The organism is Lysinibacillus sp. FJAT-14745 (assembly GCF_001275675.1).
GTDB lineage: Bacteria > Bacillota > Bacilli > Bacillales_A > Planococcaceae > Lysinibacillus.
In genome coordinates this window covers 216,786-229,789 of record NZ_LITM01000006.1, presented here as the reverse complement: position 1 = coordinate 229,789, position 13,004 = coordinate 216,786, and the positions used below count along the sequence as shown (strand labels likewise).

The 13,004-nt window shown below is 35.1% G+C and carries 12 protein-coding genes; 1 reads left to right on the top strand and 11 read right to left on the bottom strand.

The features are described from left to right. Positions 1-666: 666 nt before the first annotated feature. From AMS59_RS11100 to AMS59_RS11080, 5 genes are all read right to left on the bottom strand, one after another. Positions 667-1,173, bottom strand: coding sequence for an imm68 putative immunity domain-containing protein (locus tag AMS59_RS11100; RefSeq protein WP_053483818.1), 507 nt, complete (start codon positions 1,171-1,173; stop codon positions 667-669). Continuing rightward, positions 1,160-1,903 (bottom strand): hypothetical protein, encoded by a 744-nt coding sequence (locus AMS59_RS11095; RefSeq protein ID WP_199777726.1) that lies wholly within the window; start codon positions 1,901-1,903, stop codon positions 1,160-1,162. The genes AMS59_RS11100 and AMS59_RS11095 overlap by 14 nt, the downstream gene beginning before the upstream one ends. 344 nt (positions 1,904-2,247) lie before the next feature. After that, positions 2,248-2,619, bottom strand: a complete 372-nt coding sequence (locus AMS59_RS11090) for a DUF5713 family protein (protein WP_053484147.1) — start codon at positions 2,617-2,619, stop codon at positions 2,248-2,250. A 759-nt stretch (positions 2,620-3,378) separates the two neighbouring features. Beyond that, the gene (locus tag AMS59_RS11085; RefSeq protein ID WP_053483816.1) at positions 3,379-3,834 is read right to left on the bottom strand and encodes an SMI1/KNR4 family protein; all 456 of its coding nucleotides are present in this window, start codon (positions 3,832-3,834) and stop codon (positions 3,379-3,381) included. A gap of 426 nt (positions 3,835-4,260) precedes the next feature. Continuing rightward, complete coding sequence (locus AMS59_RS11080) at positions 4,261-5,142, bottom strand: LysR family transcriptional regulator (protein ID WP_053483815.1); 882 nt, start codon at positions 5,140-5,142, stop codon at positions 4,261-4,263. Positions 5,143-5,263: 121 nt separating this feature from the next. Here AMS59_RS11080 and AMS59_RS11075 point away from each other — a divergent pair, with 121 nt between their 5' ends. Further along, positions 5,264-6,283 (top strand): DUF2332 domain-containing protein, encoded by a 1,020-nt coding sequence (locus tag AMS59_RS11075; RefSeq protein WP_053483814.1) that lies wholly within the window; start codon positions 5,264-5,266, stop codon positions 6,281-6,283. Positions 6,284-6,505: 222 nt separating this feature from the next. Here AMS59_RS11075 and AMS59_RS11070 read toward each other — a convergent pair whose 3' ends face one another. The 6 genes from AMS59_RS11070 to gcvPB all read right to left on the bottom strand — a co-directional run bounded on the left by AMS59_RS11070 (position 6,506) and on the right by gcvPB (position 13,001). Next, positions 6,506-8,155 (bottom strand): M20/M25/M40 family metallo-hydrolase, encoded by a 1,650-nt coding sequence (locus AMS59_RS11070; RefSeq protein ID WP_053483813.1) that lies wholly within the window; start codon positions 8,153-8,155, stop codon positions 6,506-6,508. A 57-nt stretch (positions 8,156-8,212) separates the two neighbouring features. Next, complete coding sequence (locus tag AMS59_RS11065; protein WP_053483812.1) at positions 8,213-8,935, bottom strand: amino acid ABC transporter ATP-binding protein; 723 nt, start codon at positions 8,933-8,935, stop codon at positions 8,213-8,215. 4 nt (positions 8,936-8,939) lie between these two features. Then, on the bottom strand, positions 8,940-9,605 hold the full coding sequence (locus AMS59_RS11060) for an amino acid ABC transporter permease (protein WP_053483811.1): 666 nt from the start codon (positions 9,603-9,605) through the stop codon (positions 8,940-8,942). A gap of 32 nt (positions 9,606-9,637) precedes the next feature. After that, a complete protein-coding gene (locus AMS59_RS11055) occupies positions 9,638-10,456 on the bottom strand; it encodes an ABC transporter substrate-binding protein (RefSeq protein WP_053483810.1) in 819 nt (272 codons plus the stop codon). Positions 10,457-10,628: 172 nt separating this feature from the next. Then, positions 10,629-11,381 (bottom strand): SDR family NAD(P)-dependent oxidoreductase, encoded by a 753-nt coding sequence (locus AMS59_RS11050; protein WP_053483809.1) that lies wholly within the window; start codon positions 11,379-11,381, stop codon positions 10,629-10,631. A gap of 45 nt (positions 11,382-11,426) precedes the next feature. After that, the gene (gcvPB, locus tag AMS59_RS11045) at positions 11,427-13,001 is read right to left on the bottom strand and encodes an aminomethyl-transferring glycine dehydrogenase subunit GcvPB (RefSeq protein WP_082337464.1); all 1,575 of its coding nucleotides are present in this window, start codon (positions 12,999-13,001) and stop codon (positions 11,427-11,429) included. Positions 13,002-13,004 lie beyond the last annotated feature (3 nt).

Genomic DNA, 13,004 nt, shown 5'->3' with positions numbered 1-13,004 from the left:
GTTTTCACTTTTTTTCTATACTTTAATGGAAATTTATTGAATTTTTTGTGGTCAACCCCAAGTTATGGTGATGAGCCTAAATTCAAGAAACTTACCTTTCATCTCTTAAAATATAAGTTCTATTGTAATTTCCATACTGAGTTGCAAAAACAAAGCGCAATAAACCCTTTTTAATGGTTTTATTCCCCTTACTATCATTTATCAATTAGATTTGTTGCAAGTATAGACACCCTTCATTTATTTAAAAACAAAGGCTAATTCAACTACTTTGCTTATTTTATCTTAAATCTACTAAGAATTTTGCTCTTTATCATTTAACTGCTTTATAAATAGCATCACTTTGTTTATTAATTCATTTAAATATTCAGTATATTTTTCACACTTGTTTCGACTTGGAGATCACAAAACACTAATTCTCTCCTCTAATTTAGTTAACTTTTCCCCGCACATCTTCGATTGTCTTAGGTAGCAACTCAATCCCACCTGCTTGAAAGATTCGTAGATAACAGGCATCGATTGTTAACTTAAAATTTGATTTAGGTGCGGATGTTCCATCAAACGTTCCAACCACCTAGTTCCAATGCATCCAACAGACGGATGGCTCAAAAACCTGGCGATTTCTTGTTGTTTATTACCTTCATTCCTCCGTTGCTTTTAATTGTGATTTTACATTTCTAGCTCTGTTAAAATCTCCTTGCATACCTTTGCAATTTCTCGCATATCATCTTCCGGGCAAAACTCCGCCAAATCATAACTTAAAGGGTGATGAATAAAATCTTCCAATACTCTCCTCAAAAAAGCCATTTCTTCTTTTTCCACTTTTAAAGTAATAACAGCATTTTTGTCCATGATACCGCCAGCTAAATCCGTCAGATGAACCTTACCGTTTTTTTGACATTCCAGAATAATAGCCGTAACATCTATCAACAAATTAATTACACAGCCTATATCTTGAAAAAACTCTTTTTCTATAATATAGTAAATGTCTTTCGTTTGGCGTAAGTCTTTAATTTCCCGAGTATTATTTAGTTGAAAGTCTTGCAAAATATTTTTAACGTTTATTTCAGTTGGAATATCCGACTCAAATTCTCTGTCAACTAAATAGTCGATCAAAGTGTATGTATCATCGGTTCCACCGATATATTCTCCCCACCATCGCTCAATGTACATCATCGTTTTTCTGGCCACCTCCAAAGTCTTGTTTGTTTAGCAAATTGGGAAAACTGGTTGTAATTGTTTCCGCCATTCCCTTTGTGTATCGTGGCAATAGATGAAGTTTTCTTATATTTTTCAATTTTAGAATAGGCGTAATATCTCGGCTCTTATTCTCTAATACTAGGATCAAAGATAAATATTCTAATTTCACTAATTTTCCAACAGGCTCAAAGCTTTTGACTGGCTTTCCAGTCCCGCTCATTCGTCCATGATTAAGACTTAATTCCTTCAAATTCGATAAAGTGGCAAGCGCCGTTAAATCGTACAAGTGATTCATACCAAAGATATATAATGTTTGCAGGTTCTGTAACCCTATTAGAAAGTTCAAATTTTTTACTTGGGGCAAATTTGCCAGAATCAACACTTCTAAGCTATGTAAACATGACAAATTGGGGATATTCCCCATCTTACCAGAGGAAATATGCAAGTACTTTAGATTTGGCAATGTAGAAAATATTTGTAATCGCTCTTCATCTAGATCAGTGAGGTAAATACCTTCTACCATTTGATTACCGACTAACGATTCATAATTCACATATTTCTTCTTGAATTTCTTCAGAGGTGTCGATAATGCAACAATCCGAGTATCTTCTTCCAATGTTGCAAGATCAAAGTTCTCCGTTCTCCGAGTCCCCTCTATCACGCCCAAATGAGCATAATCGGAAACAGGAGCTTTGTCGTCCAGCAAATACCTCTCCCAGTGCATCTTGTTCTCTCACATCCTTCTCAAAGACGACCGTGCTGCATTAACACAGTCTGTCAGTATGTTTTCGTATTAAAGCAAATCGTAAAGAAGAAGCTTTTCGCTGAATACAGCATAAATATACAGTTGTCCTGCTTGACTATCACCCGAATCAAAGCCAGCCGAACGTTGCCAGGTTCATTAATACCATTTCAGACCAAACCAGAGTTTCGAAGAGCGCTATTCTAATTTAGAACATTCATACAACAAAAATAATATTTATCAGGAACTTTCTCTCTCATAATAGGATAACCAAGTGGAGACCTTATCAAATGTCAACAAACGTATTTTCACCAATCTCGTTCTCTAAGAGCTTCTTCAATATCGATATCAATCTCAAAATAATGTAAAATCTTTTCTACAGTTAATCCAATTGAATCCCGTGCAAACGTTTCAATTTCACTGTCATTTTCATAAAACTCATTCTGTAGCTCATTGATTGCTATAGTCATTTCGTCTAATCTTCCCTGAATCTCTTCTACTGTATAAGTGTTCTCCTCAATAAAATGTACTACATTCACAATATGAGATTTAAGTTTATCGACTAAAAATGATGGAAAGAAAGAATCTTCATACATATCCTCTAGATAGTTGAATTCAGAATCAAGTTTCTTCACAATTTTTCCTCCTTTGATATACTTCGGAACCCCAGAGCGCCACATTTCTTCTACTGTTTTTAACGGATAGTTATCTCTGCCAAGCAATCGTTGTTCTTTTAATGGGTCAATCCAACGGCTATTCTCAATCGATAAAATTAAGCGACGTATAAATTCGTAACCAGTGTTATATCCAGTAATTTCATAGTTATTCAAAATATTTGGATCTTTCCTGTCAATATTATAGTGAACAATTTCATTCCCCATAATACCCTGATCTCCTACTGCTGGATCAATTCTCACCAAATTATATATAAGTTCATCATCACTAAATTCCGATCGATTTCCCCACTGTCCCCTGTCACTACTAATAAAGATCTCGGGTATAGGGATATTCAAGTAAGGTTTTACATCTCTTACCTTTCCGACAGAACACTTTTTAAAAAAATCTTTTAAAACCATACATACCCCAAAAGGTTTTAAATCATTTAGGTCAAGTGGCTTCTCATCAAAATTATTACTTTCACTCGTAATATTAAAAAATGCAACATATGGACTTTCTATTAATTGAGCAATGATGAATAAATTCTCTTTTAATTGTATTGAATGAATATCGTTTTTCTTCCAGCTAAACCTTTTTAACATCACTACACCCATTCTTATTTTTTTGTAAGTCAGACTATTCTTTCAACTAGTATGTGTGTTATCAGTTTCTTAGAATCTTATCTAAAATATGATTTAATTCATCCATTAAGAAGATTTTCTTTTCTCCTATCTACAAGGGCTTTAAATAACCTTTAACATGTATCTGTCATACTAGTAAATTTACACATAATAACCTCCTGATTGTGGGAAATATTTCAGTAACATTTCCTGCAGGGAGTTATGTAGTAATTCCACTTCCCATGAATCATGCCAAAAGATAAATATATTACCATCTTCATTCATTAAAACTGGGTTCCCTGAGCCATCATTTGAAATAACATAGGCACCTTTTAATTCTTGTGGGATTGTATCTTCCCCATCTTTTTGAAACCATTGTGTAAGTTCGACTACAGTACTTTTCCCAATAAAACTTCCGTTATTAAACGCATGTATACTTAAGCCGACACATGCACCTCCAAATAATTTAATAAATTGTACATACTCTTTGTTAAACTTTACATTTAATACTTGTTCAGCATTCAAAATTTCTTCGTCGGTTGCTGGTATTCCTTTAAACCCTTTGAACTCACTTTTGTTCAAAAAAGATTCAATTCTACTAATAAGATTGGCATCCATAATTAGCACTCTCTCCTTATACTAAAAATCAGTATAATCATGATTATTTCGCCACCAACATAACCATTACTGCATATACTATAATTACCATAAATAGTTTTATATTTCCACAGTGGTTATAACATTGTTGTAAACGTTATATGTAATAGTAGTAGCCAAATTGCAATAAGCTTCTTGGCTACTACTATTACAAATTCTTTTTTATACACACTAAAAACTCAATCATGCCATCTTCTATTTTGGCTGTTGCACTTCCACCTAATTTTTCTGCTAGCAGCCTGACAATGGATAACCCTAGTCCAGAAATTTACCCAATCGGAACGAAGATACACTTAAATAGCATAGGTTTTACAAATGACTTCACATATGAACCATTAATAAAGTTATGAGGTCGATAAGTAATTTTCGAAATGGTTGACAATTATTTCATAAATAATCCCTCGTCTGCAATAAACATAACAACTCTTCTGGAATTTGTACTGAATCCTTATAAAAAAGATATACAGGAATACTTGGTAATGCTAATTCATCGATGGGAACGATATTGAACCTCCCTTCCATACGTTCTTTTCTCACAATCATCCGTGGTAAAAATGACATACCTAATCCGTCTTTTATTAAGCGCTTTACCACATAGGATTGGGATATGGACACTTGCTTGGTCACTACATATTTTTCCTGTAGTTTATGTAATAAATCCTCCCAAATAGTTGGATGATGGTGTGTAAATAAAGTGTAGGTTTGAAATAATTCCTCATAATCAATATATGCTCCTGTCTCATCATCGAAAGCATCCAAGGGAATGACCAATTCTAGAGGACTCTCTACAAGAAGCTCTTGGTGCCAATGGCGGTAACGTGTTGGCAATAAGGAAATACCGATATGCGCCTTATCACTATTTATTAAATCCTCAATTTTTGCAGAATCCTCCACTAGAATCGATATTTCAATGTTAGGATTTTCATTGATAAACTGATAGATAACATGGGGCAATACCGTTTCCACCATTAAAGGAGTCATTGCAATAATTAGCTTTTCTTCGATTCCCTTTGTTGCTAACTGAAAACGTTCAATACTTTTTTCCCATTGATGAATGATTTGCTGAGCTTCTATTAGAAAGACCTGCCCTGCCTCCGTCAATTGCACACGATTTTTTTCACGTTTAAATAATTTTACATTTAAGAAATGTTCCAACTGATGAATATGAACTGTAATACTTGGCTGCGATAAATGTAGTTTTTCTGCTGCTATTCTAAAATTACAAGATTTAGCGGCTACTACAAAAGAATGTATCCATTTATAATCCAAAATTCCACCCCATTCATTAATCTTTTTAATCAATTTCATTAGCTATATTTAATTTACTAAATTATCCAACAACAATAAACTAAAATTAGATCGATTACTTTTACACAAAGGGGAGAATCGTATGTTAGCTAAATTAAGTAACCAATTCCGTGCTTTTGCAAAAAATGAATGTGAAAACTCAAGTCCGTTGTATGAACATTTAGCGAATAGGATTGCTGATGATGATGAACTATTAAAAGTTGCTATATTTATACCTCAAGGACAACCTGCACCTAATTTATTATTAGCTGGTGTTCATTATTTGCTGTCATCATCAAACGACGATTTAGTTCATTTTTATCCATCTTTAACGACAACACTTAAAGCAATAAATGAAGTGTATCCTGTTTTTAAAGCATTCGTCTTATCCCATTCAGAAGAGTTGAAGACTTTATTTCAAGAAAAACTTGTTCAGACAAATGAAATTCGCCGTTGTTCTTACCTTTATCCGATGATGACAGAAATTTATGAACGCCATCAAAAACCACTAGCCTTCATTGAAATCGGGGCAAGTGCAGGGCTTCAACTTGGAATGGATCAATACAATTATTGCTATAATCAACAGCTTCGTATAAACAATTCAAATAGTGCTTTCGTTTTGTCCTCAGAAAATCGAGGAGAACCGCTTCCAGCTTCCATTTCAAATGCGCCAGTTGTTTGTCAGCGAGTTGGTATCGATTTAAATCCTATTGACATTCATAATGAGGAAGAGCTCCGATGGCTCCAAGCATTAATTTGGCCAGAGCATGAAGAGCGAAGAATATTGTTAAATCAAGCACTCCCTATTTTAAAAGAGCTTGATTTACAACTGATTAAAGGAGATGCTATTAAACTTATAAAAGATATTAGTAGAGATATTAATGAAGATGCGATGTTAGTTGTTTATCATACGCATGTGGCCAATCAAATCCCAATGGAATTACGCATTGAACTAATTGAAAAGTTAAAAGAGATCAGTATGGAACGACCTCTCTACCATTGTTATAACAATTTATTTGATATGCAACTGCATCAAGATTTTATTAATCAAGGAGAAATAACATCAATCCGTAGTATGGAACGTCCTGATGGTCATGCGCGATGGTTCAAGTGGGCTAAGTAATCAAAAAAGTATTTAAATGTCACGTAATATCCTGACGAGAACTTGCATCGGTAGATAGTTATTTCAATTACTTTTCAGTAAAACAAGCACCGTTAAGGATTATTTTCTCCAAAAAAATCCAATATAATTTGATGAAAAAAGCTGATTTCCCCTATACATTGTGGAAATCAGCTTTTATATTAATTCAACCATCTCATTTCACTGCGAACCAATCTACTCCATTTAATTTATTAGATTTTTTATAACCTCATTTGTGATATTGGGTACTATTTTCATCGAATAATCGAGTTCAACACGTTCGTAACGGTTATGAGCATCATAACCATATGGCCCTATATTAATAGTAGGAATATTTAGCTCTCTTATCGCATCGTAATCTACAAAATGTTTCGAGCCCCAACTTGGATTATTATCCATAACGGCCTCAATCCCTTTTTCATCATCATTAATAGACACACAACTCATATCACATACATAAGGAAAATAATTTTTGGCTGTTATCGGGTATTGATAAAATGGTTGTACGTTTTTAATTGCCTGATCTAATGCATGTATTAAATTTGCCTCTTTGTTGTTTGAATCATCTAAATCTATTCGAGGCGAATACAATGAGGAATAGAAAAGAATCATAGCAGGACTCTTGTCTTTCATCCATTTCCATTCCTCTTCCACTACTTTAGCAGAAAACATCCTTACATCTAATGATTCATCTAATAGTAAATTTTCTTTAAATTTCTGCATATGTTTCGTAAATTCTGAACCGTACTCAGCGACTAATTGCTGTTGCATTTCTTCATACAAAATGACTCTCGTTTTCCAAGGCAGTTCAACATACGGACTGTTACTTAGTTCACAGTAGATTTTATGTCGTTGTTTCAATTTTAATAATGCTTGATCAAATGCAATCTTTGCTTGTTCTTTCAGCAAGGATAATACTTGCCTTGGTGTCCACGACTGTATGAAGAAATTGTAATACACATAAGTAGATAATGCTGTCTGAATGGTATAAGTTGGTTTAAAATCCGTTTGTTTTAATGACACGGGTGGCATCGGTGCTTCACCTTTTGATAGATCGCAAAAAATAGGATTATAACTTATATGGGAAGTTAATTCAGCAGCCAAATAATTCGGGTCTAACCCTTCAAAGCTTGACCCAGCATGTGTCTCTGCACCTATAATCAAAAAAGAAGGTAACAGTTTCCCGACAGACCCCTTATAAATATAGCGATTGGGATCTCCAACGTAACGTGGCGCTACAAAATCCGAATTGATAAGAGCAACATAGTCAAAGCCCTGTTCATGTTTCAATCTCTTTAAGTCATGTAAACCTGATAAAACACCATTCGAACTATCTTCCTCATCACATTCTGCGAAAAACACAAGGTTGCCATTAAGCTCTTCAGGATGTTCAGCATAATACTTCAACAGATAAAAATGACTAGCAACACCACTCTTCATGTCTAGTACACCTCGACCAAAATGCCAATTATCAGAATGTACGTGTTCCATCACTAAATCAGGTAAGTGTTCACTTTTCAATGCCTCTTTTAATGCATTTGGTGAGCAAGCTTTACTTTTTAAATGATGATAATCTTCAATATCAACTGTATCAATATGCCCCATTAATATAACGGTTTTATTGGATTTACCTTTGGTCCCCTTAACATAAGCAAAAACATTATATCTTTCAATATCATCATTTCGTGTTTGTGAGATGAAAGTTTGACTAGGATTATTTTTGAAGTATGCTAGGTTTTCAATCTCGTTGTACAATTTATTGGCAATTTCAATTTCACCCCGAGTGTTTACTACACTCTCAACCTGTACTAAGTTATTTGTTACCTCTAAGACTGTCTCATAGCTTTTTAACACATCCACAACCCACTTTCTGAATTTTCAGTATTTTTTGAGTATATGTCTATCAATTCCTCATAAAACTTGTTGTAAAAACTTAGCTGTTCTTTCGTGTTTAGGGTTAGTAAAAATTTCCGTCGGCAAACCATCTTCAATAATTTCTCCTTCAGATAACATGATAACACGATCAGCCACTTCTTTAGCAAAACTCATCTCATGAGTGACAACAACCATAGTCATCCCTTCTTTCGCTAATTTTTTCATCGTTTCTAAAACTTCTCCTACGAGTTCAGGATCGAGTGCTGAAGTTGGCTCATCAAAAAGCATGATTTTGGGTTCCATAGCTAAAGCACGAGCAATTGCTACCCTTTGCTTTTGACCTCCTGATAATTGATCTGGATAATAATCTACTTTATCTGCTAACCCTACCATTTGAAGTAATGCTAGTCCTCGCTCAATCGCCACTTCTTTTTTGATTTTCTTCACTTGTACAGGAGCCTCTATAATATTTTGAATAACGGATAGATGAGGAAATAGATTAAAGTGTTGAAAAACCATCCCCATATCTCGCCTTATCAAATTCAAGTTATCCTTTTCCGCATTAATCTCCTTTCCATCAATGGCAATTGTACCAGCATCTTTCACCTCCAAAAAGTTCATACATCTAAGCAAGGTACTTTTTCCCGATCCGCTGGCGCCAATTAATACAACCACTTGTGATGATTGAATGTCCAATGTAATATTCTTTAAGACTTGCAAATCACCAAATGACTTTTGTAAATTCTTTATTTTAATCATCTTATCATCTCTTTCCTACATCTAATTTTCTTTCTACCTTTTTGAAAATAAGAGTAAATATTAAAACGAGAATCAGATAATAGATACCCACTACGAAATATGTTTCAAGTGGCATATAGTTGGAGGCTTGAGCCGATAATGCATGATTATACAATTCTGAAACAGCTATATAGGCGACTAAAGAAGAGTCCTTTAAACCTATGATAAATTGGTTACATAAAGAGGGTATAGAACGTTTAAATGCCTGCGGTAAAATGATTCTCCTCATAAGCAGCATATATGACATTCCTAATGAGCGTGAAGCTTCCACTTGCCCTCGATCAATGGATTGAATGGCACCTCTAAAGATTTCTGCGATATATGCGCCAGAATGGATTCCTAACGCCAATGCGCCAGCTGTAAAATCTGAAAGGACAAATACACTCGATATCCCATAGTATAAGAACATTAATTGAACAATTAAAGGCATTCCACGAACAATAAAAATATAAACATCTGCGATTTTTTCTAGAATCTTCATATTTGAGACTTTAAAGAAAGCAAATAATAAACCAATCATTGTCGCAATAATTAAGGACACACAAGTTAATTCAATCGTAATCCACGCAGCTTTTAAAAATTCAATCCCATGCTTCTCAAATATATAGAGTATTTTCTCTATAAATTCCATAACATCACTCCAACGTTAAAGTATAGTGAAAGTTATTTTTCTAGTAAATTAGCATTAAACCATTTCATACTAATTTTTTCGTAAGTTCCATCTTCAACCATATCAGCAATAGCTTGATTAATCGCTTCTAGGAGTTTTTCATTTCCTTTATTCACCGCAACTGCGATTTCTTCTCGTTTGATTACGTCATCTACAGCTTTTACCTTTAATCCTGTCTCATTCATAATGGACAAACCAACAATACGATCTGTTATCACTGCATCTAGACGACCAGTTGGGATATCTTGTAAAGCATAAATATCACTAGAAAAAAGTTTAATGGATGATGTATATTGTTTTGCATCCTCTTCATATGTGCTCGCTTGCATTACACCAATTTTTTTATCTTTTAAATCATCTTTTACTTGAATAGTAGTGTTATCTTCCCCCACAAAAATTTGGGCACCTGAAATATAATATGGTTTTGAAAAATCTACTTGTTTCGCACGCTCCTCTGTTGCTGTCATACTCCCGATAATGGCATCGTACTTATGGCCCTTTAAACCTTGAATTATCGTTTCCCATGGGTTGGTTACAGGATTGGCTTCAAGACCTATACGCTTAGCAATTTCTTCACCTATTTCAACATCAAAACCAACTAATTTATTATTCTCTTTATAATTTAATGGTTTTAATAATCCACTCATGGCAAATGTTAATTTTCCGTCGTTCACCAATTGCATCTCTTTATTTCCATTCGATTCTGTACTAGTCGCTACTTGTTTGTCCGATTTTTGTCCGCATCCTAGAAGTGTTAACACTATAATAAATATGGCTACTACATATCCAGATTTCAATAAGTTAATTTTCATCCTTACGCCTCCATCTACCTTTTAGTTTTTGTTTTCACATAACCCACTTATCATACTGTTCGGTGAAACGGATAATCATGTAGTAAAGCGTTTTCATCAGGATCATTATTGTTTTGAAAAACAAAACCGAGCTCCCTAACAAAAGGCATTTGTCGGTTTTGTTTTACCATGCTTATGCCAGTTCTCCACCATCTATCGAAATATTTTGACCGGTAATATAAGCTGCTTGATCTGAAGCCAAGAATGCATATAGGGCTGCAATTTCTTCTGGTAGTGCATGTCGCTTTAACGGGATACCGGCATTTACTTGCTCTAACATTTCTGGAGTATACTCAGCCTTTTGCATTGGCGTTAAGACATATCCTGGGCAAATTGTGTTGACACGAATCGTCGGAGCCAACTCTAGTGCCATTGTCTTAGCCAATAGATTGACTCCTGCTTTTGAAGCGTTGTAATCAGCATAATAGGGGTGACCTGTTATCCCATTGGTTGAAGCTGTCATCAAGATGACACCAGCGTTTTGTTGTATCATTAATTTAGCAGCTGCTTGGCTTGTATAGAACACGCCAGTAAGATTAATATCTATCACTTTGTTCCACTGCTCTGGTGAAATATCTAGAAAATTTGCACGAACACTAATGCCAGCATTCGCAATAAATATATCTACTCCCTCCATCTTTTCTACGATTTTATTAAATATCTCATTCACTTGTTCTGCATTGCTAACATCTACTGAAAAACCTGCGAAAATACCTGGGTTTTCTGATAGCGTAGCTTGAATGGCTTCCTTATTTATATCTAGAATTACTACCTTTGCTCCTTCAGCAACAAACCGTTTTGCTGTAGCTAGCCCAATACCACTTGCTGCTCCAGTGATTACTACTCTTTTAGTTGCTAAACTATCGAAAAATGCATCTTTATTCATCAACTGCCTCCCACACAGCTATAGTTTTATAACTAGACAAATAATTTATTTCAGGACATTCACTTCTTGGGTCTTCTTTTGATAAAGACGCCACGAAAGACACCATTTATCTGGGTTATCCAAGTAATCTTGTTCGTCTAGCTGATGGATGGTGCTATTATATGGGGCATTCTTAACAATTTCCGGTGTTTCATATGCTTCTCTGGAAATTTGCTCAAGAGCCGCAATATATTCATCCAAATCTGCCTTGGAGTAAGACTCTGTCGGCTCCAATGTGAATGGCTCTGGGACGATATAAGGATGATGACTTGTCCAATAATGTAAGCCAAAATCAGTCATTCTTCGTTGGACGTCTTCTGTCGTTATACCTGTCTCTTGTGTCAACTGCTCCCAACTATACCGTACTTGCTCTAAACGTTGCCCTTTTACATAAGGTGCACTTGCTCCTCGAATTTTCTGAACACGGCTATATAGATAGTTATTATTTAACACAGCAGTCTGTGCCACAGCTTTTAAACCAGACGGCCCTAAGGATCTAATCCAAGCATACGATCGTAGAATAGTTTGTGCTACGCCATGAAAGGCCCTTACTTTTCCAATAGAATGTGTCAAAGTATCATTTAAATAATAACCCTCTTTATTTTTCTCAACGATTGGACCAGGTAAGTATTCTTTTAACTCTCTCGTAACACCTAATGCACCTGTCGCTGGTCCACCACACATATGTGGTGCTGCAAATGTTTTATGCAAATTGAAAAAGCACATATCAAATCCAGCTTCTTTCGCTCTTGTTATGCCTAATAAGCCATTTGCATTGGCCTGATCGTAATAACAAATTCCACCTGCTTCATGGACAAGTTTTGTAAATTCTTTAATCTTAGGATTATAAATCCCTGTATCTTCTGGATTAGCAACAACAAAACCTGCAGTCCGTTCAGAAAGTACTTCCTTCAATCTATCAATATCCGGGAAGCCATCTTTGTCAGGATACAAGGTAATGATTTTATATCCTTTTACTGCAGCTGTAGCAGCTTGCGATGGATGTGAAAAAATCGTTGTAATAATTTCATCACGTTGATCCCCTTCTCCACGTGCTTCATGATATTTCCGTACGATAGATGCCATCGCAAATAAGGCTTGCGTTCCTCCACTTGGCTGAAATGAAAAAAAGTCTAATCCTGATATTTCTCGCATAGCTAAATCTAAATTATGAATAATTTCAAGCATTCCTTGCACGGTACTGATATCCTGTAATGGATGTAACTCCATTATTTTATGATTTCGAATTAATAGCTCATTTATTTTAGGAATGTATTTCATCGTACATGTGCCTTGGCCAATTTCTACATTAAAATCTGAGCCTAGTGTTTCTTGTGATAATCTAACATAATGGCGTAACACACGAGCTTGCGCTATTTCGGGAAGATTCACCTTATTAGCACGTAACATGTTGTGAGGAAGTGTAGAGAGGCCATCACCAACTGCCTTTACAACCTGTTCTGAAGCTAAAGGAATCTCTACCCCTCTTTCACCAGCTTGATGTAATTCAAATATAATGGGCTCATTCCATTTCGCTTGATGAAAATCTACTTTCAACGCTAATCTTTTTATTTTTTTCACAGT

What these genes read in the sequence shown, in the direction of transcription:
- AMS59_RS11065 (WP_053483812.1), bottom strand. Translation starts at nt 8,935, where the DNA reads ATGATTAAAATAAAGAATTTACAAAAGTCATTTGGTGATTTGCAAGTC.
- AMS59_RS11050 (WP_053483809.1), bottom strand. Translation starts at nt 11,381, where the DNA reads ATGAATAAAGATGCATTTTTCGATAGTTTAGCAACTAAAAGAGTAGTA.
- AMS59_RS11090 (WP_053484147.1), bottom strand. Translation starts at nt 2,619, where the DNA reads ATGTGGCGCTCTGGGGTTCCGAAGTATATCAAAGGAGGAAAAATTGTG.
- AMS59_RS11060 (WP_053483811.1), bottom strand. Translation starts at nt 9,605, where the DNA reads ATGGAATTTATAGAGAAAATACTCTATATATTTGAGAAGCATGGGATT.
- AMS59_RS11055 (WP_053483810.1), bottom strand. Translation starts at nt 10,456, where the DNA reads ATGAAAATTAACTTATTGAAATCTGGATATGTAGTAGCCATATTTATT.
- AMS59_RS11100 (WP_053483818.1), bottom strand. Translation starts at nt 1,173, where the DNA reads ATGATGTACATTGAGCGATGGTGGGGAGAATATATCGGTGGAACCGAT.
- AMS59_RS11075 (WP_053483814.1), top strand. Translation starts at nt 5,264, where the DNA reads ATGTTAGCTAAATTAAGTAACCAATTCCGTGCTTTTGCAAAAAATGAA.
- AMS59_RS11085 (WP_053483816.1), bottom strand. Translation starts at nt 3,834, where the DNA reads ATGGATGCCAATCTTATTAGTAGAATTGAATCTTTTTTGAACAAAAGT.